This is a genomic window from Streptococcus cuniculipharyngis, assembly GCF_007859195.1.
Lineage (GTDB): Bacteria > Bacillota > Bacilli > Lactobacillales > Streptococcaceae > Streptococcus > Streptococcus cuniculipharyngis.
The window spans coordinates 457777-481416 of the sequence record NZ_VOHL01000001.1 but is presented as its reverse complement, the minus strand read 5'-3'; the positions used below and the strand labels follow the sequence as shown (position 1 = coordinate 481416).

Here is a 23640-nt window from a genome sequence, read left to right as displayed (position 1 = left end):
AATAATGGAATTTTCAAAAACAACCCGTCAATTAGCCCTACAAAAAATGCAAGACCGCACCTTGGACTTGCTGATTATTGGAGGGGGAATTACAGGAGCAGGTGTTGCCCTGCAAGCAGCAGCCAGCGGTCTTGACACAGGGCTTTTGGAAATGCAGGATTTTGCTCAGGGAACTAGCAGTCGCTCAACCAAGTTGGTTCATGGTGGTTTGCGTTATTTGAAGCAATTTGACGTTGAGGTGGTAGCTGATACGGTTTCTGAGCGGGCAGTTGTTCAGCGGATTGCTCCCCATATTCCCAAACCAGACCCCATGCTCTTGCCTGTTTATGAGGAAGAGGGCTCAACTTTTAGCCTTTTCCGCCTCAAGGTAGCCATGGATTTGTATGATCTGTTGGCCAATGTTAATAACACTCCCTTAGCCAATCGTGTCCTCAGCCGTGAGGAGGTTTTGGAACGTTTACCTCATCTCAAGCCGGAAGGTCTGCTTGGTGGCGGGGTTTACTTGGATTATCGTAATAATGACGCTCGTCTGGTCATTGAAAATATCAAACGTGCCAATCGGGATGGTGCCTTGATTGCCAACCATGTTAAGGTTGAAGACTTTCTTTATGAAAACGACAAGGTAGCGGGTGTGGTTGCTAGAGACCTACTAAGTGATGAGTTAGTCCAGATTAAGGCCCGTCTAGTCATCAACACCACAGGCCCATGGAGTGATGAAGTGCGAAATCTCTCAACTGCTAGGGAGGTCCGTCAAATTCGGCCAACCAAGGGGGTCCATCTGGTGGTTGACCAGAGTCGTTTGCAGGTTCCTCAGCCCGTTTATTTTGACACAGGACTCAATGATGGTCGGATGATTTTTGTTCTGCCACGTGAGGGCAAGACCTATTTCGGTACCACAGATACGGATTATCAGGGAGATTTGGCAAATCCTCGGGTCACTCAGGAAGATGTGGACTATCTGCTAGCTATTGTTAATAACCGTTTCCCAGAAGCTCAGTTGACCCTGGATGATATTGAAAGTGCTTGGGCAGGCCTAAGGCCTCTCTTATCAGGCAATAGTGCCTCTGACTATAATGGTGGCAATAGTGGTAAGATGACCGATGAGAGTTTTGACCAGCTGGTGGCAACGGTCAAGGATTATTTGGCAGACGAAAAGACACGGGCAGATGTGGAAGCAGCAGTGACGCATTTAGAAGGAAGCCTGTCTGAAAAGGTTTTAGACCCTTCGGCAGTTTCTCGTGGTTCTAGTCTGGAACGTGATGATAATGGTCTCATTACCTTGGCCGGTGGCAAGATTACAGATTATCGTAAGATGGCCAAGGGAGCTATGGAGATGATTTTGGATATCTTAAAGGCAGAACATGGTCGCCAGTTCAAACTGGTTCATTCAGAAACCTACCCTGTATCTGGTGGCGAACTCAATTCTGCCAATGTTGACAAGGAGCTAGAAGTCTATGCCCAACTGGGAATTGTCAAGGGCCTTAGCCCGGAAGAAGCCCGTTATCATGCCAATCTCTATGGTTCAAATGCCCCTAAAGTCTATGCCTTGGCCGAAACAGTGGCACAAGCTCCAGGCTTGACCTTGTCGGAAACCTTGTCACTTCACTATGCCATGCGGTATGAGATGGCTCTAAGTCCAGTTGATTTCTTCCTTCGTCGGACCAATTACATGCTCTTTATGCGGGAGAAGATGACAGACTTGGTTGAGCCTGTCTTGGCAGAAATGGCCAACTATTATGCTTGGTCAGAAGCAGAAAAAACAGCAATGGCTGAGCAGTTAGAGTTGGCCATGCAGGAAAATGATTTAACCCATCTCAAATAAAAAGGAGGTCTATCAAGAATGGGAAATGATGTATTTGCAGAATTTTTAGGAACAGCCCTCTTGGTCTTGCTGGGCAACGGTGTCGTGGCCGGTGTGGTTCTTCCCAAAACAAAAAATAATAATGCTGGTTGGATTGTCATCACAGCAGGCTGGGCTTTTGCGGTTATGGTAGCAGCCTACATCTCAGGAAATTGGGGGCCAGCCCACCTCAATCCAGCAGTCTCTCTAGCCTTCGCCGTTAAGGGGGACATCACTTGGGCAACCTTTGTCGCCTATACAGTGGCTCAATTCTTGGGTGCCATGTTAGGGACAAGTCTGGTCTGGTTGATGCATAAACCCCACTATGAAGAAGCCAGCAATGACCCAGCTGGCATGCTAGCAACCTTTGCAACAGGTCCAGCCATCCGTAACACAGGCGCCAATCTTCTCAGTGAAATTCTCGGCACCTTTGTCCTCTTGTTGGCGATTTTGAGCTTTGGTTTTTACGATATGGCCAATGGTTTGGAAACGCTTTGTGTGGCCTTTACCATCTGGGGCTTAGGCTTGTCCTTGGGTGGAACAACTGGTTACGCGCTTAATCCGGCTCGTGACTTGGGGCCTCGTTTGATGCACGCTATCTTACCACTCAAAGGCAAGGGCGACTCTGACTGGGGCTACGCTTGGATTCCAGTACTTGGTCCATTTATTGGAGCTGTTTTGGCGGTTATCGTTTATAATATGATGTAATATCTCATGGTTCCTAGAGTACTATCTAGGAACTTTTTATGACAAATGGAAAAATATTAGGGGAAAATCTTTAATATAGGATAGATTTATGGTAGAATAGAACTGGTAATTAATTAAATAAAAATAGAAGAGGTATGTGAAATGTCACGTAAACCAATCATTGCAGGAAACTGGAAAATGAACAAGAATGTTCAAGAAGCTATGGCTTTTGTTGAAGAGGTGAAAGGGCAACTCCCTTCTGAAGAAGTGGTTGAGTCTGTTATCGGAGCGTCAGCAGTGCTTTTGAATGGTGTGAAATTCCAAGCAAGTGGAAGTGCTTTGAAAGTTGCTGCACAAAACTGTTATTTTGAAGATGCGGGTGCCTTTACGGGTGAAACATCACCAAAAGTTTTGGCTGACCTAGGTGCTGATTATGTTATTATTGGTCACTCAGAGCGTCGTGACTATTTCCACGAAACAGATGAGGACATCAATAAAAAAGCTCATGCCATTTTCCGTAATGGCTTGACACCAATCATCTGTTGTGGTGAGTCATTGGAAACTTACGAGGCTGGCAAGGCAGTTGAGTTTGTTGGTGCTCAAGTATCAGCAGCTCTTAAAGGCTTGACAGCTGAGCAAGTGGCAGCATCAGTTATCGCTTATGAGCCAATCTGGGCAATCGGTACAGGTAAATCAGCAACCAAAGATGACGCTCAAACCATGTGTAAGGCAGTTCGTGATGTCGTTGTCGCTGACTTTGGTCAAGAAGTGGCTGATAAGGTTCGTGTGCAATACGGTGGTTCTGTAAATCCAGCTAACATTGCTGAGTACATGGCTTGTCCAGACGTTGACGGTGCCCTTGTTGGCGGTGCTTCTCTTGAACCAGCAAGCTTCCTAGAATTGCTAGCAGCAGTAAAATAATCACAAAAAATAGACCTTCCACAGGGAGGGTCTATTTTTTGTCTAGTAAGTAAGAATCTCCCTAATGAACTAGGGAGATTGCTTTGTTTAGCGATTTAAGACTTTTTTCATGAATTGAATAGCCTTGTATTTTAGAGGTTTGGGATAATAGTAAAAACTACCAGGTTTTCGTTCCACATGGCCATTGAAATTTTGTTTGAAACGCAAAATACCATCCTTACCAGAGAAGTCACCAGAAAAGCCTAGTAAATTATATCTGGTGATGCCTCGCTTGAGGCTTTCAAGCATGACGTATTCTTGCAACAAGGCGGGAGCATAGAACTTATTGAATTCAGTGTAGGAGCCACTAAAGAGATAGACTGATTCTTGAGGCTTGTAAACAAAGAGACTCCCTGCTAGAATCACATCTTCTTGCCCGTATTGTTCAATCAATTCTTGAGCCTCTGTCTGGCGGACAGTGAAGGTTTCAAACTGGCTACTGAGCTCACGAAGTTGATTTTGTTTTTTTGTCGAATTGGGATTAATGACTAGGTCATCTTGTAAGTTTTGGATTTGCTTGGCGAGTTTTTCCTGATCAGCTTTTAAGTTTGATAGGTAGTTGGAAAAATTCAAACTAGCCACCATAAATTCACAATTTTCCGCAAAACGATCATAGAAGAATTGATAGTATTCCAAATTTTTAGCGGCATAGCCACGCCGATCGGACGTGCGATCTACAATGTCTTGAAAAATGGCTAATTCTTCGCGTTGGAGGGCCCGTAATGTGATCCCAAAGGTGTGGGCTTTTTTTACCAAGGGGCGGCCTTTTTTACTAAATGATTTCAGTAAATTAGTTGGGGTCAGACCAGAGAGATCCTTAATATAATGCCAATCGCTGGTTTCAAACCCTGAGGTTAGGCCCCCATATTGAAAGCCTGCTGCTTGAAAAATGTCAAGTAATTCAAGGTCTTCTTCACTAGTTGCTTGGCCCTGGTCGTTAAACCTTTGATAGGTATCGTAGGGCTTGATTTCCAGTTCAATGACAGCTTGTTTTTTGGCAAAATCTTTTAATTCAATCAAAAAATCCTTGAGGAAACTCCGGTCATTGTAAATAGGCCCGTAGTGAATTTCCATCCGTAGACCACCAGCAACTGCTTGGCCGAAGAGAATGGCAGCAACTTGAATCTGATGATTTTGGTCGAAAAGGGCTAAGGCATAGGTTTGATAGCCCCGGTCTGTTAAGAGTCCCATCATCTGACTGGTTTGTTCAAAGCTAGCTTCGTTGACCGTCTGAACAAACTGGTCAAATTGATTGGGAGTGATAATATCTAGATACATGAGGAATTACTTTCTGTTGAGTAATGCTTTGATAAGTTGAATGGTTTTGTGTTTTAATGGCTTGGGGTAATAGCGGAAGGTCCCCATTTTACGAACAATATAGCCGTTAAAATTTTGCTTGAAACGGAGAACACCGTCAGAGTGATCAAATTGCCCTGTGATACCGAGGAAATTATAGAAGGGAATACCTCTTTTGAGACTTTCAAGCATGACGTATTCTTGCAAGACGGCTGGGGCATAGAATTTATTGAACTCAGTGTAGGAACCGCTAAAGAGATAGACGCTTTCTTGGGGGGTGTAAATAAAGAGACTACCTGCCAAAATCACATCATCTTGACCATATTTGCTAATAAAGTCTTGGGCTTCTTCTTGCCGAGTGATGAGGGTTTCGGCTTGTTTGACGAGTTGTTGGCGTTCCTTTTTCTTTTTGGCTGAGTCGGGGTTAACCGCTAAGTCCTGCTCAACTTGGTTAATCTTATCGTCAAGGGTTTGGTATTCGAGTTGGAGATTGTTGAGATAGTCTTGGAAATTTAGGCTAGCTACCATAAACTCACAATTTGCCCCAAAACTGTCATAGAAATCTTGATAGTAGTCAAGGGATTTGTCGCTATAATCTCTCCGGTCAGAGGTTGAGGCGGTGATGTCCTTGAAAATGTGGAGTTCATGACGTTCCAAGGGGCGAATCTTGATGCCAAAGGTTTTGACTTTTTTTATCAAGGGGCGCCCTTTTTTACTGAAGGATGGAATCAGTTGTTCAGGGGTTAGTTGGGAGAGATCTTTGACATAGTGCCAATCAGGCTCACCACCAGGATAGCCAGTTTTAAGACCATCATGCTGATAGCCCAAATGAGTGAGGGTTTCAATTAATTTGGGCTGCTCAGGACTGGTGGGGTTACCCTCGCTATCAAAATATTGGTAGGTCTGACTGGGTTTGATAATCAGCTCTAAGGCACCATTTTTCTTGGCATAAGTCTGTAGTTCTTGGTAAAATTCTCCCAAATGGTCAAGATTCTCCGTGACAGGTCCGCCATTGATTTCCATGTGTAAACCACCCGTCATGGGAAGGGTATAAAGAAGGGCTGAGACGCTAATCTGCCCTTCTTTTTCTAAGCCGATAAAGCTGACTTGATAGCCTCGTTTGGTCAGGAGAGTTGCCATTTCTGGTGATTGAAGGAAAGATTTTTCCTTGACCTGACTAATGTGATTTAGAAATTGCTCTTGCGTCAGAGTGGTTAAGGTCATTAGTGTTTGCTCCTTAATTTTTTTCGCCAATCATAGGCTAACATAGCTAATTTGTAAAGTAGGGGATTAACAGGGATGTTGAATTCTCCGACAAATTCTTCAATGACAGGATTAAGTTTGGACTTAAATTGATAAAGTCCTCCAGACAAGTCATTTTCAATCCCGCCCATGTTTTGCCAGTCAATGCCCATATCAAAGGCGTGTTGGGCGGTTTCATACCAAGTGAGGAGGGGGGCATTGTAACTTCGGTAGGCTTCATCCATCCCAGCATAGAGATTTTCAGAGGTCTTGCCAAAGTTAATCGATAAGGTAGCGGCCAAAGGTAGCACACGATTTCCTTGGGTACGGGCTTGCTTGATACTGTCTAGTTCTTTTTGGAGACGTTGAATCTCGGCTTGGAGATTTTTGATGCGCGATTGGTTGGCCATTTGACTGTACTTGGCCAAATCATTTTCGGACTTGGTTAGGGCAGCTTTTAAGAGGTTTTCTTTTTCGTCAAGATCAAGGGTTGCCATCGTAATATAGGCCTGGTCACCATAAGTGGTTAAGAGTTTCGTGTAGTAATCCTTATTGCGGAGATGGATATGCTTACGATCTTCTGTTTTAGCCATTAATTTGGCAAAGTCGTCAACCAATTCCAAATGACCAAAGCTAATGGACACCCCTTTATTTTTTGCTGTTCGGATGGCCTGACGTATCTTTTTAGGCAGATGTTCCAAACGGTAGTCCGTCGCATAGAGGTTGGCTTGAAAACGTGGTTGAATCGTTTCTGCTAGCTGCATGGTGCGACCCGACCAATCTAGCCCTAGGCTAGTTAGGTGCTCAACTTGACTCAGAGTGAGAGGATTTTCTTCTGTTTCTTCGTTGACTGGATTTGCCTTGAGATGAAGAGAAGGGTCAATTTTAATAAAAATTGCTCGGTGTTTGCGACCAAGTTCCTTGAGGGATTTGATAACAAAGGCCACTAAGTCTTGGTTGCTATAGTCCATAATAGGGCCACGAGGAATATAGAACATGGTAAAACCAAGTGGGAGGGGCTTGATAAGGATAGCAGCAGCGGCAACTAGCTGATTGTCTTGGTAGACTCCAATACGTTCATTTCCCCAACTATCCTTGATTTGAGCCCATTTTGAACTTTGAAGTAGGTTGGCCTGGGGATGATTTTCAACAAAGAGGTCATGTTCCTCAGCTGAAATTCCGACTTTGTATGAATACATTTAGTTAAGGCCCCACTTTCTAATGGCGTAGGCAACGCCAGAGTCATCATTTGATTTGGTAATGTATTTAGCAATCTTTTTCAATTCAGGATTGCCATTTTCCATCACAACAGGGGTGGCAACGACTTCTAGCATGGCACGATCATTTTCCTCATCGCCAATAGCCATGGTGTCAGCCATATCAATCCCCAGCTTGTCAGCCAGATGAATGATAGCATTGCCCTTGCTGACGGTTTTAGCCACCACTTCCAGATAAAAAGGTTGAGATTTAACCAAGGTATAGTTGTCGTAAAATTCCGCAGGAATTTGTGCAATGGCTTGGTCTAGTAGCTCTGGTTCGTCAATAAACATGATTTTAACAATTTCCTTATCCGCCATTTCTTCGGGCGTGCGGTAGAAAACAGGCATATTGACCAGTTGAGCCTCATGGACGGTGTATTTGCCAATGTTACGGTTGGCAGTGTAAATCCCTTCTTTGGTGATGGCGTGCATGTGGACGCCAAGCTTGCGGGCTAAAAATTCTAAAGCCAGATAGTCATCGTAAGAGAGGGTTTCTTTGACCAAGTCTTCTTGACTAGCCACATCTTGGACCAGGGCCCCGTTAAAGGTGATGACGTAGTCCCCTCTTTCAGTGAGCTTGAGTTTTTCAAGGAGATGGGTAACGCCAGCGATAGGACGTCCAGTGGTAATGACGACCTTGATGCCAGCAGCTTTGGCTTCTTGAACAGCTTCAAAGACTTCTGGTGTGATTTCTTTTTGACTGGTGATAAGGGTGCCGTCAATATCAACGGCGATCAGTTTTACAGGCATTTTAATCAATCCTTTATTGTTTTTTCTTGAAAAATTCCATTTACTATCTTACTAAAATTATAGGGATTTGTCATGTTTAGCAATCAGTTCTTACATTTTCTCTAGTTCTGCCAAAAAGTTTTCTTTGGTGGCCCTGAAGAGGTCATCGGGTAACAGCATTTCTTTGGGGAAATAGAAGCGTTGATCTCCATGGAAGGTCCCCATAAGCGTAGCGACCAAAGGAGATTGATGGGAGAGTTCTAAGAGGTGGCCATTGGCCTGGATAATGTCAATCTGAGTTCGTGGATTGGCGCTATCCGGGCGGTAGATATCATAAGGTAAATCAAAACTAGTATTGATGGCGGTGTAGTAGGTTGGCTCATAGCCTACAGCCTGAATCTCTTTTTCTAATTGCCCCAGATTAGCTTTGGAAGCGTCTGAGAAGGTGACGGATTTAAAGATTTTTCGGTTGATAAACCGGCTAGCTAAATCAGCTAGAATGGGATCGTGACTTTCAGTCCAGGCTTGGAAATAGGCATTGAGCACGCTATCGTCCAATCGAAGGTAGTCATCTAGTTGATAGTTATTTTCAAAAAAAGGAATCAATCTAGACGATTCTTTTTCAAAAAAGGCGACATGTTTGGGATAGAGGTGCTGAGCACGTTTTAAAAGATTTTTGAGCAAAACTTCCATGGCCCGGCTGGCAGGGTGGAAATAAACCTGCATGTACATTTGGTAACGGCTGAGTAGGTAGTCCTCTACGGCATGATACCCACCATAGGTAAAGGCAATGCCATTTTTTATGGGCCGAATACTGGATAAAATTCTAGCTAGGTCAAATTGACCATATTGAACACCGGTAAAATAAGAGTCTCGTAGGAGGTAGTCCATGCGGTCGCAGTCAATCTGGCTAGAAATCAGTTGAACCACCTGCTTATTGGGGTAACTGTGATTGATGACGCTAGCAACCTTATCAGGAAAGTCAGGAGCCACCTTACTCAAAATGTGATGCACATTGGTTTGAGGATTGGTGATGATTTCTTGGGTAAAAGCTTCATGATCAGTACCAAAGAGTCCCTCAAAGGTGTGAGAGTAGGCCCCATGGCCAATGTCATGCAAAAGGGCGGCCACCATAGTGAGTAGATTGTCTTCTACCTGCCAAATATCGGGGTACTTATCGGTAAAGAGGTTGGTGATTTGCCGAGCGAGTTCATACACCCCCAAACAATGAGAAAACCGGCTGTGTTCACCACCGTGGAAGGTAAAGCCAGTCGTTCCTAGTTGCTTAATGCGTCTGAGACGTTGAAATTCTGGAGTGTTGATGAGGTCGTAGATGACCTGGTCTGATACGGGGATTTGCTGGTGGACAGGGTCGCGAAATATTTTTTCTTTCATACCCCTCATTATAACAAAAAAATAAGAAAATTATAAGAAGAAACCAGGCTTGAAAGATTGGAGAATTCCTGATAAAATAGGCTGAGAGAAAGGGAAAAAGATGAAAGTTGAGATTAGAAATAAAATTCTTGTTGATGGGCAGGCAGAACTTTTTCATGAAGTGCATGCAGCTCAAATGAGAGACAAGGGAGACTATACCTATCTGATCTACCACAATGAGGAACAGGAGAAGGTTGTCCTTAAATTTAATGCACAGGAGTTAACCATGACCCGTTTTGCCAGTCCTCAGACGGTCATGAGATTTCAGGTTGATGACTTAGCTCTAGCAAGGATTCCTAGTCCCTTGGGAAATCAAGGGTTGGTGACTCGGACCAAGCAGTTTGTACTAGGGCAAAATGACTTATTTTTGGCCTATGATTTGTTGCCTTTTGCAGAAGCTAAGGAGGTTTTTGCTAGTTATGAATTAACCATTAAATGGTTTGAGAAATAAGGATAAAGGAGAAATAATGTTTAAGAAATTAGCCTTAGTGGCCAGTCTATTGTTTATTTTTACAGGTGTTTTTTTGTTATATAGACCTTTGGGGAGTTTGTTGGGGCTGACCTGGCTATTTGCTCTTAACCTTTTCGGTTTGGGCCTGGCAGAGCTTGTGGCCTATCTTCGTTCCGATAAAACTGGTCGTAGCATTTGGGAACTTATCCATGCCTTGGTCAGTTTAGGTTTTGGTATCTTCTTTTTATGTGGTCCTTTGGTCCAACGCCTCTTTATTGTGCCAACAATCTTGGCCTATTGGTTGGTCGTGATTGGTCTGTGTCGGATTTTTGCTGGACTTAGTTTAAAACATCATTTTGATACGGGCCACTACCTGGTCTGGTTGGGTGGTTTTTCATTGGCTCTGGGTCTTGTCCTACTGGGGCATCCCCTCTTTAGCGCCCTCTTTTTAGCATATCTTGTCGCCTTTACCATGATTTATAAGGGCATTGAATGCTTTATCGTCTTTATTCGTTTGGTTCGCCTTTCTTAAATGAATAAAAATCCTTGTTAATTTTCTAGATTTTGTGTAAAATAGAAGGGAAATCAAGGGAGTAGCGACGGTATTACCGTGACAAGGTCGTCAAGCCGAAAGAAATTTCCGGCCTTGTCTTAAACAGCAAGACTTGTTTAGAAAATAAACAGGTCTTTTTCTATGGAAAAAGATCGCTAGAGAGGAGTTTTATTTTGTCCAAAGAACAAAATAAAGAGTTGTTTTACACCAAACATCAAGATGATGTTTTGCAAGCCTTGGGGGTGACCAAGGAGGGTCTGACCAATAGCGAGGCCAAGAAACGCTTGGACGAGTATGGTCTAAACGAATTGGCAGAAGGGGAGAAACGGTCGCTCTTGGCCAAATTCCTCGACCAGTTCAAGGATTTGATGATTATCATTTTGATTGCAGCCGCGGTTGTCTCAGTCATTGCCTCACACGGTGAGGAGTGGGCTGATTCACTGATTATCATGGCTGTAGTTGTCCTCAATGCTGCCTTTGGGGTTTATCAAGAAGGTAAGGCCGAAGAAGCCATCAATGCCCTTAAATCCATGTCTAGTCCCCTAGCTCGTGTCCGTCGTGATGGTCATGTGATTGAGGTGGATTCTAAGAAATTGGTTCCTGGCGACATTGTCATGTTGGAAGCCGGTGATGTTGTGCCTGCTGATATGCGTTTGTTGGAATCAAATTCTCTGAAAATTGAAGAGGCAGCCTTGACTGGAGAATCAGTTCCCGTTGATAAATTCCACGAAGCTATTATTGCTGATGATGCTGGTATCGGTGACCGGGTCAACATGGCCTATCAAAATTCCAACGTAACCTATGGTCGTGGTCTTGGTGTGGTCACTAATACAGGGATGTTCACTGAGGTTGGTCACATTGCGACCATGTTGCAAAATGCCGATGAGACAGATACGCCTTTGAAACAAAACCTGCACCAATTGTCTAAGGTTTTGACTTATTTGGTGCTTGGGATTGCGGTTGTTACCTTTATCGTTGGTGTCTTTGTCCAAGGGGTTGCGCCATTGAAAAGCTTGATGACGGCTGTGGCCTTGGCGGTAGCTGCCATTCCAGAAGGGCTACCAGCCATCGTAACAGTTGTTCTATCCTTGGGAACTCAAGTATTGGCCAAGCGTAATGCCATTATCCGTAAGTTGCCGGCAGTTGAAACCCTAGGAGCAACGGAAATCATCGCTTCTGATAAAACGGGTACCTTGACCATGAATCAGATGACCGTTGAAAAAATTTATACCAACGGTGAGCTTTTACCGTCAAGCGCAGACCTAGCAGCTGATAACAATACCTTGCGCGTCATGAATTTTGCCAATGATACCAAGATTGACCCATCAGGTAAATTGATTGGTGACCCAACTGAGACAGCCTTGGTTCAGTTTGGTTTGGATCATCATTTTGATGTGCGTGATGTTTTAGAAGCAGAACCACGCGTGGCAGAATTACCGTTTGACTCAACGCGTAAGCTGATGTCAACCATTCACAAACAAGCTGACGGAACATTCTTCGTTGCGGTTAAGGGAGCTCCTGACCAATTGCTCAAACGTGTTCGTCACCTTGAAATCAATGGTCAAGTGCGTGAGATTACAGCAGAAGACAAGGAAGCCATCCTTGCCATCAATAAATCGATGGCCAAGCAAGCCCTTCGTGTCTTGATGATGGCTTACAAGTATGTGGATACGGTGCCAACACTTGAAACTAGCATTGTGGAAAATGACCTGATTTTTGCTGGTTTAGTCGGCATGATTGACCCAGAACGTCCAGAAGCTGCGGAAGCTGTTCGTGTGGCTAAAGAAGCTGGTATCCGTCCAATCATGATCACTGGTGACCACCAAGATACCGCGGAAGCTATTGCCAAACGCTTGGGGATTATCGACCCTAATGACAAGGAAGACCATGTCTTTACGGGTGCCGAACTTAATGAATTGACCGATGAAGAATTCCAAAAGGTCTTCAAGCAGTATTCTGTCTATGCCCGTGTATCACCTGAGCATAAGGTCCGTATCGTTAAGGCTTGGCAAAATGACGGTAAGGTCGTTGCCATGACCGGTGATGGGGTTAACGACGCCCCATCTCTGAAAACAGCGGACATTGGTATCGGTATGGGGATTACTGGTACAGAAGTATCCAAGGGAGCTTCTGATATGGTCCTTGCCGACGATAACTTTGCGACCATCATTGTAGCGGTTGAAGAAGGACGTAAGGTCTTCTCTAACATTCAAAAAACCATCCAGTATTTGCTATCTGCCAATATGGCCGAAGTCTTTACAATTTTCTTTGCGACCTTGTTTGGTTGGGACGTGTTGGCTCCTGTTCATCTGCTTTGGATTAATCTGGTAACAGACACCCTACCAGCCATTGCTCTGGGTGTTGAACCAGCTGAGCCTGGTGTCATGACCCACAAACCTCGTGGCCGTAAGTCAAGCTTCTTCTCAGGTGGTGTCATGAGCTCTATCCTTTACCAAGGGGTACTTCAAACAATTCTGGTGCTGGGCGTTTATGGCTTTGCCCTTGCCTTTCCTGAGCATAGTACTTACAAGGAAATCCATGCGGATGCCTTGACCATGGCCTATGCAACCCTAGGCTCAATCCAACTCTTCCATGCCTTCAACGTTAAGTCTGTTTACCAATCAGTCCTAACTGTTGGTGCCTTCAAGAACAAACTCTTTAACTGGTCTATTGTCATTGCCGCTATCTTGTTGGCAGCAACTCTTGTAGTGCCAGGATTTAAGAATTATTTCCACGTGACAACTTTGAGTCTGACCCAGTGGTTGGTGGTTCTTATCGGTGGCTTCTTGATGATTGTTATTGTTGAGTTGGTTAAGGCTTTCCAACGCAAACTAGGATTAGATAAGAATGCTATCTAACCATATTAATTTAAAAACTCCTGGCTTAGGCTAGGGGTTTTGTCTTTGGCTGGCTAAAATTCTTCTCCTAATTTAAGCGACCGCCTTGCACTATTCTTCTTTTTCTTTTAAGATAGTAGTATGAGCATCAAGGAAGACATTCAACAATTAGCCAAGGAGATTGGGATTTCAAAAATTGGCTTTACCACAGCGGATGATTTTGCCTATTTGGAGAAATCGCTACGCTTAGCCTATGAAAATGGCACCAACTCAGGTTTTGAACATAAGAACATTGAAGAACGGATTGATCCTAAACTGTCGCTGGCCAGTGCCAAGACCATCATTTCGATTGCGGTTGCCTATCCCAATAAGTTACCCATCCCTCCGCAAAAATCCGATTACAAGCGGGGGAAATTTACGCCCAACAGTTGGGGGATTGATTACCACCATGTCTTGCAGGACAAGCTCAATCGCTTAGCAAGGGGAATCGAGGAATTGTGTGCAGATTTTCCCTTGGAACATAAGGCCATGGTCGATACGGGTGCCCTGGTTGATACGGCGGTAGCTAGGCGGGCCGGTATTGGTTTTATTGGAAAAAATGGTCTGGTGATTTCCAAAGAATACGGTTCCTACATGTATCTAGGTGAGCTGATTACAAACCTAGAAATTGAACCTGACCAGCCAGTAGATTATGATTGTGGTGATTGTCGCAGGTGTTTGGACGCTTGCCCCACCTCTTGTCTCAACGGTGACGGAACCATGAATGCCAAGCGTTGCCTGTCCTTTCAAACTCAAGATAAGGGCATGATGGATTTGGAATTTCGCAAAAAAATCAAGACCGTCATCTATGGTTGTGACATTTGTCAGATTTGCTGTCCCTACAACAAGGGGATAAATAACCCCTTAGCCAGTGAGATTGACCCGGAACTTGCTCACCCAGAACTCTTACCATTTTTGGAATTAAGTAATAAAACCTTCAAAGAAAAATTTGGCATGATTGCAGGGGCTTGGCGAGGGAAAAATATCCTGCAACGTAATGCCATTATCGCACTGGCCAATGCCCACGACCGCTCTGCCATTATCAAGCTCTTGGAAATTATTGAAAAAAAACAAAATCCCATTCATGTGGCGACGGCTATCTGGGCCTTGGGAGAAATCGTTCGGCAACCTTCGGAAGACCTGATTGAACTGATTAGGGACTTGTCTTCAGACCATGAAGACATCTTGACGGAGAAGGAACGCTTGCTTAAAAAATGGCAGGTTTTGGCATAATGTGCTAAAATAGAAAAGATATTAAGATGTGAGGTAAAACCAAATGGATATGGCAGAAATTCGCCAAAAAATTGAACATTACCAAGAGAAACTAGCTAGTTTCGGGAGGTCTCTTTGACTTAGAGGCCTTGGAAGAAGACATTGCCCAGCTGGAAAATCAGATGAGTGAGCCTGACTTTTGGAATGATAATCTAGCAGCTCAAAAAGTGTCTCAGGACCTTAATGGGTTGAAACAAACCTATCAGACCTATCATGACATGGCGACCCTCTTGGAAGAGGTTGAACTCTTGCAGGAACTCTTGGCTGAGGACCAGAGTTTGCAGGAAGAGTTAGTGGCTAATTTGGCTCAACTGCATCAGATGATGACCAGCTATGAGATGACGCTCCTCTTATCAGACCCTTATGATAGCAATAATGCTATCTTGGAAATCCATCCTGGTTCGGGTGGTACAGAAGCCCAGGACTGGGGAGATATGTTGTTACGCATGTACACCCGTTTTGGCAATGCTAAGGGCTTTAAGGTTGAGGTTTTGGATTATCAGGCGGGAGATGAAGCAGGAATCAAGAGTGTGACCCTATCCTTTGAAGGCCCCAATGCCTATGGCCTTTTGAAATCAGAAATGGGCGTTCACCGCTTGGTCCGCATTTCTCCTTTTGATTCAGCCAAGCGCCGGCATACCTCTTTTGCATCAGTAGAAGTCATGCCTGAATTAGATGACACCATTGAGATTGACATTCGTGATGATGAAATCAAGATGGATACCTTCCGCTCAGGAGGAGCTGGTGGTCAGAATGTCAATAAGGTATCAACCGGGGTGCGTTTGACCCATATGCCAACAGGGATTGTGGTAGCATCAACTGTTGACCGGACCCAATATGGCAACCGCGACCGTGCCATGAAGATGTTGCAGGCCAAACTTTACCAATTAGAACAAGAGAAAAAAGCAGAAGAAGTCAATGCCCTCAAGGGTGATAAAAAAGAAATCACTTGGGGTAGTCAAATTCGCTCCTATGTCTTTACCCCCTACACCATGGTCAAGGACCATCGGACGGGTCATGAAGTAGCCCAGGTGGATAAGGTCATGGATGGCGATTTGGATGGCTTTATTGATGCCTATCTTAAATGGCGTATGGAATAAAAGGAGTAAAAAATGGCAATTATTGAACTGCGAGGGGTTTCCAAAAAATACTCGCGCTCGTCAACCGTTCTCCGAGGTTTGGATTTGACAGTCAGCCTAGGTGAGTTTGTTTATCTGGTGGGACCATCGGGAGCAGGAAAATCAACCCTCTTAAAATTACTTTATGCGGAAGAAAAGGTCAGCAAGGGCCATTTGCGAGTGGCGCGTTTTGATTTGACCAAGCTAAAAAAGAAACAGGTTCCTATTTTACGACGCAGTCTAGGAGTGGTCTTTCAGGATTATAAGCTATTGTCACAAAAAACAGTCTACGAAAATGTTGCCTTTGCCATGGAAGTAATCGGCAAGAGTAAGCGTGACATTAAAAAACGTGTTCCCCAGGTGCTGGAGATGGTCGGTCTCAAACACAAAATGCGTTCTTTTCCTAAGCAGCTTTCAGGAGGTGAACAGCAACGGGTGGCCATTGCTCGCGCCATTGTCAATAATCCTAAGGTCCTGATTGCAGATGAGCCGACAGGTAACCTTGACCCTGAAATCGCCTGGGAAATTATGCAGTTGCTAGAAAAAATAAACCTCCATGGGACAACAGTGATTATGGCAACTCATAATAGCCAGATAGTCAATACCCTCCGTCATCGGGTGGTTGCGATTGAAGAAGGACGTATTGTGCGTGACGAGGAGGAAGGAGACTACGGATATAATGATTAAGAGTTTGTGGGAATCACTCAAAAGTCTAAAGCGTAATGGCTGGGCTAGTTTTATTGCTATCTCGTCAGTTGCCTTTACGTTAGGCCTGGTTGGATGTTTTGTGACGGTTTTGCTTAATACAGAACGACTAGCAACCGGTATTCAAAATAATGTCAAAATCAATGCTTATTTAGCAGCAGATTCAACTGAGACACAAGAAACGATGACAAATGCTGAGGGGCAAGTGACCCCTAATCCCAATTACCATCAAGTTTATAATCAGCTAGTGGCTCTTCCAGACGTGAAGTCAGTAACTTTCTCGAGTAAGCAAGAACAACTAGATCAGTTAAAGGCGACTTTGGGAGAAGCGTGGGATACGGTTGAGGGGGATTCGCTTTCTGATGTCTATATCGTCGAAGTTACTTCGTCGGATAAGTTAAAAGGTGTGGCAGCCCAGATTGAGGGGATGGCAGGCATCGAAGAATTTAACTACGGTGGTATTGAAACGGAGAAATTGATGAAGGTCACCAATTTGATTCGACTTTGGGGCTTAGTAGGAGCGGGACTCTTGGTTCTGGTAGCGGTGTTCCTCATTTCCAACACCGTTCGTATGACCATCATGGCCCGCCGTCGAGATATTGAAATCATGCGCTTGGTTGGGGCTAAAAACTCTTATATTAGAGGACCTTTCTTTTTTGAGGGGGCTTGGATTGGTTTGCTAGGTACCATTTTACCAGCTATCTTGATCTTTTTCCTCTACCAGTTTGCTTATGGCTATTTTAGAACTGCCTTAGAAAGTTCTGGCCTGAGCATGTATCCACCTGGCTTATTTGTTCCAGCTATTATTGGGGGCATGGCCTTACTGGGGATTTTGATTGGCTCATTTGGTTCTCTTTTTGCCATGCGACGCTATTTGAAATTCTAAATAAAAAAACAGACGATGGTCTGTTTTTTTATTTATTCACTAAGTGGTCACTAACGAAAGAAAGGGTTGAAGGATTTTTCATGACCAATGGTGGTCTCCCAACCGTGGCCAGGATAGACCTTATAGTGATTAGGGAGGGTGAAAAGTTCTTGTTTTATGCCTGCAATCAGGTTGTCAAAATTACTGGTTGGCAAATCACTTCGTCCAATTGTTTCTTTAAACAAGGCATCACCAGAAAAAACGATGGCTTCTTGTGGGAAGATGAACGAAACACCCCCATGTGAGTGGCCGGGCGTTTTGACCACTTGAAACTGAAAACCAGCCAGCTCATAAGGCTGGTCATATTGAAAATGGTGGTCAGCCGGAGCAAGGATGACATTGGGGATATCGTCATGACGAGAGAGCCCGGATAGATTGTCTAAAGGAGACATAAGCCAGCTAGCTTCCTTGTCTGAAATATAGACAGGTGGTTGCTGATAGTGTTCACGGACGGCATCAACACTTATAATGTGATCGTAGTGGGCATGGGTCAGGAGGATAGCAGCTACCGGTTTACCAATAGTAGCCAATTTGGCCAAAATATGGTCGGTGTCACTGCCTGGATCAATCAGGAGACAGGCGGTTTCATTCACGAGGTAATATGTGTTTTCTTTAGCAAGGGTGTTGACAGTTTTTAAAATCTTCATGCTCCTAGTCTATCAAAAATTTCTCAGTTTGGCGACTAAAAATGATATAATAAAATCATTATGGTAGAGCAGATTTCTAATAAATACGCTGTTGTGGATCTTGAGGCGACGGGGTCGTCGGTAGATGCAGCAATTATCCAAGTTGGGATTGTTATTATAGAGGATGGGGTCATTCGTCAAACTTATGCGACGGACATTAATCCCCACCAGTCCTTGACCTCACACATCATTGATTTAACGGGAATTACAGACCAGCAGCTAGCTCAGGCTCCTGATTTTTCTCAGGTGGCTGGAGATATTTACCGCTTGATTGAGGATTGTGTTTTTGTAGCCCACAATGTGACCTTTGATGCTAATCTTTTGGCTGAGCATCTGTTTTGGGAGGGGTATGAGCTCAAGACTCCGCGAGTGGATACGGTTGAATTAGCCCAAGTCTTTTTTCCAACCTTGGAGAAATATAGCCTATCACGTCTGGCGAAGACGCTGGGTGTCGAGTTAGAACAGGCCCATACGGCCATAGCGGATGCAACAGCTACTGCAGAGATTTTCCTGCTGTTGATGGAAAAAATCAAGCAACTGCCTCGTCATACCTTAGAGCAACTGGCGACTTTGGCTGATAATCTGATTTTTGAATCGCGTTTATTGATTGATAGGGCCTTAGCAGAGACGCCCAAAATTCCGCTATCCCCCTCTTATCAGTTGGTTAATCAATTGGTCTTAAAGCGTCAACCAGCCAAGGCTAAACCTCGTCAGTTATCACGAGATTTTGATAAGAATATTGCCTTGTTGGGTTTACAACCTCGTTTCAAGCAACAATTATTTGCAGATAAGGTGTATCAGGGATTATTTGAGGATCGACCGAGTTTGATTCAGGCCCCATCTGGTATTGGTAAGACCTTGGGCTATTTGTTGCCCTTGTTGAGTCAGCTATTCCAGCAGCAATTGATTCTTGCGGTCCCTACCAAGGTCTTACAGGATCAGCTGATGGACCAAGAGGCCAGACTTTTGTCGCAGGTATTTCATCTTTCTTGTCATAGCATTAAGTCCCCCACCAACTACCTAAAATTAGATGCTTTTCAAAAGAGTTTGCAGAGGAGGGATGACAATCGCTTACTCAACCGCTATAAGATGCAACTACTAGTCTGGCTTTGCGAGACAGAGACAGGTGATTTAGATGACATTAAACAAAAACAACGGTTAGCGACTTATTTTGATGAGTTGCGTCATGACGGTTCCCTTGACGAGTCCTCTCCTTTTTTTGAGGTAGATTTTTGGCGTTTAAACACGCTAGCGAGTCAGCGGAGCCAGCTATTGATTACCAATCATGCTTATTTGTTGGAAAAAAGTAGCCGTGATCATCGTTTTTTGAAGAAAAAGACCTTGGTTATTGATGAAGCCCACCGCTTTTTTTCAGCCTTAGAAGAATTTTCTCGTCGACAACTCGTGTTGACAGAGGTTTCGGAACGGCTAGGAGACTTGTTAGATAAAGCCTCTGACCATCTGACTAGACGCTTATTGGAAAGTCTTGACTTTGAATTGAAACAGGTAATCCATCAGCCCTCTTTCTCAGAGCAAGAGACCCAGTTAGACGCCCGATTGGCCAAAATTCGTCAGGATGTGATGGAGCTAGCGATGGAGGAACTTTCTGATTTAGCAGCTGTTTTGGATCCCGATTTTTCTCTTGTTTGGTTGGAAAATAGTTCCCAGCTCATTTTGAAAAGCAGTCGGGAGGAGTTGGCTAGTTTTCCAGCCTTGCTGGAGGCGGACAAGCTCTATCTCATTTCGGCAAGCCTGCAATTGACCTCGCAGGTTACAGTGGCAGATTTATTGCAGCTACCAGATTATCATTTTGATTTGGTTGAGGAGTCCAAAAGCAAGAACCAACACATTTGGGTAGATAAGCAATTTCCGGATTTGACTAACCTGAGCGAGTCTGCCTATGAACAGTTGATTGCCCAGAGGATTGTCAGCCTTCAAGCCTTGAAATATCCCCTTTTTGTCTTATTTACCTCTAAAAAAACACTTTTTGCGGTATCGGAAGAATTGGAAAAATTGAATCTCCCACATCTCTGTCAGGAAAAAAGTGGCTCTAGTTATGCTCTCAAAAAACGGTTTGAGCAAGGAGAAGCAGAGATTTTATTGGCGACAGGTACTTTTTGGGAAGGGGTGGATTTTCACGAACAGGATCGGATGATTCAGGTGATTACCCGTCTTCCCTTTGATAATCCTAAGGATAAGTTGGTCGAAAAAATTAATCGTGACTATCGCCATAAGGGATATGATCCCTTTGATGACTACACACTTCCAGTCATGACCCTGCGGTTATTTCAAGCTTTGGGACGGGGACAACGGCGACAGGACCAAAAATCAGCTCTCCTTATCTTAGATAATCGCCTCTTGAGACGTTCCTATGGGGCCAAAGTTTGCCGACTCTTACAAGATAAATATGACCTAAGGCAAGAAAAAAGTCCACAAATACTATCAGAAATCGCAGAATTTTTGCTATAATAGAAATAGCCTAGATTTGTCTAGTCCAACCGTCATTTTTGGACAAGGTCTTGGTCCTTAGAGAGGAAATCGGTGTTGAAAGATTTATTTTTGCTCAAGCAATATCTTCTTGGGTTAGCCTTGCTTGCCTTTTCTTTGTTATTTGGTCTGTTTATCATCGGTTACCTATCCCTAAAACCTCATTTATCAGCGAGGCAAGAGGCAGAGGCGGTAGCTAGGAATTATGCCCAGTTGACAAGCGTAGCTGAGGTGGATCGCTATAGTGGTGAGAAGGTCTATTATACCGTTTATGGTCAAGACCCAGCTGGTCAAGCCCTCCTAGTATCAGTCAATCAAGCAGATGGTCAGGTAATCATTACGCCCCAAGACAAGGGGATTAGTAAGGAAATAGCTCAGGTCAAGGCCCAGGAAAATGGAGCGACTGCTATTAGAAAAACTGTTTTTGGTCTTTATCAAGGGCAGGCCATTTGGGAAGTAACCTCAGGTAAGGCCTACTATTTAATTGATTTTGTCACAGGAAATTTAGTGAAAAAGGAAGGGATATGAGTAAATTAGCCCACCGCATGACAGCCATGCAAGAGAGTGTGACCTTGGCCACCAGTGCCAGGGCGCAGGCCTTAAAAGCTCAAGGTCTGGATATTTTAGACTTGACCTTAGGGCAGCCAGATTTTATCACGCCTAGCTTTGTTCAACAGCAGGCCATGGCCAGTATTCAAGATGGTCGCGCTAGCTTTTACACACCAGCAGCTGGTCTTCCTCAACTAAAAGACGCCATTGCCAGCTATATGGCAACTTACTATGGCTATGGTGTGACCAGTCAGCAGATTGTGGCGGGAACTGGGGCAAAGTTTATCCTTTATGCCTTTTTTATGGCTGTTTTGGATCCCGGTGATGAGGTCTTAATTCCCACCCCCTACTGGGTTTCTTACGCTGATCAGGTCAGTTTAGCCCAAGGGCAGGCAGTCTTTGTCCCGGCTGAGGAGACCAATGATTTCAAAATTAAGGTGGAGCAGCTGGAAGCAGCTCGTAGCTCCAGAACCAAGGTCTTACTCCTCAATTCTCCTTCAAATCCGACAGGAATGGTTTATAACCGTGATGAGCTTTTGGCGATAGGTCAATGGGCTCTGGACCACGATATTTTAATCTTGGCTGACGACATTTACGGCCGTCTAGTCTATAACAGTGTGACCTTTGAGCCCATCTCTAGCTTGTCTGAACGCCTACGCCAACAAACAGTAGTGGTTAATGGGGTTTCCAAAACCTATGCCATGACTGGCTGGCGGGTTGGCTTTGCCGTTGGACCGGAGGAAATTATTGCTGCCATGAGCAAGCTAATCAGTCAAACGACCTCAAATTTGACAACAGTTGCTCAGTATGCTGCCATTGAAGCATTGACTGGCCCCCAAGAGGAGCTAGAAAAGATGCGGCAGATTTTTGAGGATCGCCTAAACACCATTTATCCCCAACTTAATGCCATTCCAGGTTTTCAAGCCCTCAAACCCCAGGGAGCTTTTTACCTCTTCCCAAATGTTACTGAGGCTATGCGTCTGACAGGCTATACGAATGTGACAGATTTCACCAATGCCATCCTTGAAGAAGCTCAGGTGGCTCTGGTGACTGGTGAGGGCTTTGGAGCCCCTAACCATCTTCGTCTCAGTTATGCGACAGACTTGGCGACCTTGCAGGAAGCCTTAAACCGCTTGAAAAAATTTATGGAAACTAAGAGTCAATAAAAAAGAAAGAGAAAAGAATTTTATGTCAAAAGACTACGTAGCAATCATTGATGTTAAGGACCACGTTGGTCAAGAAGTGACCATCGGTGCCTGGGTTGCCAATAAATCTGGCAAGGGGAAACTAGCCTTCTTGCAGTTGCGTGATGGAACAGCCTTTTTCCAAGCTGTTGCCTTCAAACCCAACTTTATTGAAACCTTTGGAGAAGAAGAAGGGGTAGCCAAGTTTGATACAATCAAACGTTTGAGCCAAGAAACCTCAGTTTTGGTGACAGGGATTGTCAAGGAAGATGAGCGGTCAAAATTTGGTTATGAGCTGGATGTGACAGACCTTCAAGTAGTTGGTGAGAGTGTGGATTATCCGATCACACCGAAGGAACACGGGACGGATTTCCTGATGGACCATCGTCACCTTTGGTTGCGTTCTCGCCGTCAAATGGCCATTATGCAAATTCGTAATGCCATCATCTATGCCACTTATGAATTTTTTGATCAAAATGGTTTTATCAAATTTGATAGTCCGATTTTGTCAGGAAATGCAGCAGAAAATACAACAGAATTATTTGAAACAGACTACTTTGGCCATCCAGCCTTTCTCAGTCAGTCTGGTCAGCTTTATCTAGAAGCAGGTGTGATGGCTCTGGGACGTGTCTTTGACTTTGGCCCAGTTTTCCGTGCCGAAAAATCTAAGACCCGCCGTCATCTGACTGAGTTTTGGATGATGGATGCGGAATATGCCTTCATGAGCCACGAGCAATCGCTTGATTTGCAGGAGGCTTATGTCAAAGCGTTAATTCAGGGGGTACTGGACCGAGCACCCCAAGCCTTGGAAATTCTAGAACGTGATGTTGAGGCCCTAAAACGTTATATTGACCAACCCTTCAAACGTGTTTCTTATGACGATGCCATCACCCTCTTGCAGGAGCATGAGGCAGATGAAGATACCGATTACGATCATTTGGAGCACGGCGATGACTTCGGTTCACCACATGAAACCTGGATTTCTAACTATTTTGGTGTACCAACCTTTGTGGTTAACTACCCTGCTAGCTTCAAGGCCTTCTACATGAAGCCTGTTCCTGGCAATCCAGACCGTGTGCTTTGCGCTGACCTATTGGCTCCAGAAGGCTATGGTGAGATTATTGGTGGCTCTGTCCGTGAAGATGACTACCAAAAACTTTATGATAAGATTGTTGAAGAAGGTCTAAATCCTGATGATTATGCCTTCTACCTAGATTTACGGAAATATGGCTCAGTGCCCCATGCTGGCTTTGGTCTTGGCTTGGAACGTATGGTGACCTTTGTTGCGGGAACCAAGCATATCCGTGAAGCTATTCCATTCCCACGCATGTTGCATCGTTTGAAACCTTAAAAACTGAGTAAAAGTCGCTCTTGGCGGCTTTTTACT

At 44.3% G+C, this 23640-nt stretch carries 20 protein-coding genes; 14 read left to right on the top strand and 6 right to left on the bottom strand.

Translation table 11 applies throughout. From position 1 onward, the window contains the following. The first annotated feature begins 4 nt into the window (after positions 1-4). The 3 genes from glpO (at position 5) to tpiA (ending at position 3448) form a co-directional block, all read left to right on the top strand. Entirely contained in the window at positions 5-1822 is a 1818-nt protein-coding gene (gene glpO, locus FRX57_RS02335) for a type 1 glycerol-3-phosphate oxidase (RefSeq protein ID WP_146566242.1), read from the top strand. Between the two features lie 18 nt (positions 1823-1840). After that, positions 1841-2548 (top strand): MIP/aquaporin family protein, encoded by a 708-nt coding sequence (locus FRX57_RS02330; protein WP_146566240.1) that lies wholly within the window; start codon positions 1841-1843, stop codon positions 2546-2548. A gap of 141 nt (positions 2549-2689) precedes the next feature. After that, positions 2690-3448: a triose-phosphate isomerase gene (gene tpiA / locus FRX57_RS02325; RefSeq protein ID WP_146566238.1), complete on the top strand. Its 759-nt coding sequence runs from the start codon at positions 2690-2692 to the stop codon at positions 3446-3448. An 87-nt stretch (positions 3449-3535) separates the two neighbouring features. Here the strand turns inward: tpiA and FRX57_RS02320 are convergent, their stop codons facing one another. From FRX57_RS02320 to FRX57_RS02300, 5 genes are all read right to left on the bottom strand, one after another. Then, entirely contained in the window at positions 3536-4765 is a 1230-nt protein-coding gene (locus tag FRX57_RS02320; RefSeq protein WP_146566236.1) for an aminoacyltransferase, read from the bottom strand. A 6-nt stretch (positions 4766-4771) separates the two neighbouring features. After that, on the bottom strand, positions 4772-6007 hold the full coding sequence (locus tag FRX57_RS02315) for an aminoacyltransferase (RefSeq protein ID WP_146566234.1): 1236 nt from the start codon (positions 6005-6007) through the stop codon (positions 4772-4774). Further along, positions 6007-7224, bottom strand: coding sequence for an aminoacyltransferase (locus tag FRX57_RS02310; RefSeq protein WP_146566232.1), 1218 nt, complete (start codon positions 7222-7224; stop codon positions 6007-6009). The genes FRX57_RS02315 and FRX57_RS02310 overlap by 1 nt, the downstream gene beginning before the upstream one ends. Then, positions 7225-8034, bottom strand: a complete 810-nt coding sequence (yidA, locus tag FRX57_RS02305; RefSeq protein WP_146566230.1) for a sugar-phosphatase — start codon at positions 8032-8034, stop codon at positions 7225-7227. A gap of 90 nt (positions 8035-8124) precedes the next feature. Next, complete coding sequence (locus tag FRX57_RS02300; RefSeq protein ID WP_146566228.1) at positions 8125-9408, bottom strand: HD domain-containing protein; 1284 nt, start codon at positions 9406-9408, stop codon at positions 8125-8127. A 100-nt stretch (positions 9409-9508) separates the two neighbouring features. Here FRX57_RS02300 and FRX57_RS02295 point away from each other — a divergent pair, with 100 nt between their 5' ends. The 7 genes from FRX57_RS02295 (at position 9509) to ftsX (ending at position 17308) form a co-directional block, all read left to right on the top strand. Next, positions 9509-9898: a YwiB family protein gene (locus FRX57_RS02295; protein WP_146566226.1), complete on the top strand. Its 390-nt coding sequence runs from the start codon at positions 9509-9511 to the stop codon at positions 9896-9898. 16 nt (positions 9899-9914) lie between these two features. Further along, a complete protein-coding gene (locus tag FRX57_RS02290) occupies positions 9915-10430 on the top strand; it encodes an HdeD family acid-resistance protein (RefSeq protein ID WP_146566224.1) in 516 nt (171 codons plus the stop codon). Between the two features lie 194 nt (positions 10431-10624). After that, positions 10625-13309 carry a cation-translocating P-type ATPase gene (locus tag FRX57_RS02285; protein ID WP_146566222.1) on the top strand — a complete coding sequence of 895 codons (2685 nt, stop codon included), beginning with the start codon at positions 10625-10627 and terminating at the stop codon, positions 13307-13309. Between the two features lie 120 nt (positions 13310-13429). After that, entirely contained in the window at positions 13430-14560 is a 1131-nt protein-coding gene (gene queG / locus FRX57_RS02280) for a tRNA epoxyqueuosine(34) reductase QueG (protein ID WP_146566219.1), read from the top strand. Positions 14561-14603: 43 nt separating this feature from the next. Beyond that, a protein-coding gene (gene prfB, locus FRX57_RS02275) for a peptide chain release factor 2 (protein WP_146566217.1) occupies positions 14604-15699 on the top strand; the annotation gives its coding sequence in 2 pieces (ribosomal slippage) (positions 14604-14675 and positions 14677-15699; 1095 coding nt in all). Between the two features lie 12 nt (positions 15700-15711). Continuing rightward, positions 15712-16404, top strand: a complete 693-nt coding sequence (gene ftsE, locus FRX57_RS02270; protein ID WP_146566215.1) for a cell division ATP-binding protein FtsE — start codon at positions 15712-15714, stop codon at positions 16402-16404. Further along, the gene (gene ftsX / locus FRX57_RS02265; RefSeq protein ID WP_146566213.1) at positions 16397-17308 is read left to right on the top strand and encodes a permease-like cell division protein FtsX; all 912 of its coding nucleotides are present in this window, start codon (positions 16397-16399) and stop codon (positions 17306-17308) included. Before ftsE ends, ftsX begins: the two co-directional genes overlap by 8 nt. 50 nt (positions 17309-17358) lie before the next feature. On the opposite strand, the gene FRX57_RS02260 is transcribed toward ftsX, so the two are convergent. Then, positions 17359-17994, bottom strand: a complete 636-nt coding sequence (locus tag FRX57_RS02260; protein ID WP_146566211.1) for an MBL fold metallo-hydrolase — start codon at positions 17992-17994, stop codon at positions 17359-17361. Between the two features lie 60 nt (positions 17995-18054). On the opposite strand from FRX57_RS02260, the gene FRX57_RS02255 reads away from it, so the two are divergent. The 4 genes from FRX57_RS02255 (at position 18055) to asnS (ending at position 23604) form a co-directional block, all read left to right on the top strand. Continuing rightward, positions 18055-20502 carry a bifunctional DnaQ family exonuclease/ATP-dependent helicase gene (locus FRX57_RS02255; protein WP_146566209.1) on the top strand — a complete coding sequence of 816 codons (2448 nt, stop codon included), beginning with the start codon at positions 18055-18057 and terminating at the stop codon, positions 20500-20502. A 75-nt stretch (positions 20503-20577) separates the two neighbouring features. Beyond that, positions 20578-21048 (top strand): cell wall elongation regulator TseB-like domain-containing protein, encoded by a 471-nt coding sequence (locus tag FRX57_RS02250; protein ID WP_146566206.1) that lies wholly within the window; start codon positions 20578-20580, stop codon positions 21046-21048. After that, on the top strand, positions 21045-22235 hold the full coding sequence (locus FRX57_RS02245; RefSeq protein ID WP_146566204.1) for a pyridoxal phosphate-dependent aminotransferase: 1191 nt from the start codon (positions 21045-21047) through the stop codon (positions 22233-22235). Before FRX57_RS02250 ends, FRX57_RS02245 begins: the two co-directional genes overlap by 4 nt. Positions 22236-22257: 22 nt before the next feature. Then, positions 22258-23604 (top strand): asparagine--tRNA ligase, encoded by a 1347-nt coding sequence (asnS, locus tag FRX57_RS02240; RefSeq protein WP_146566202.1) that lies wholly within the window; start codon positions 22258-22260, stop codon positions 23602-23604. Positions 23605-23640 lie beyond the last annotated feature (36 nt).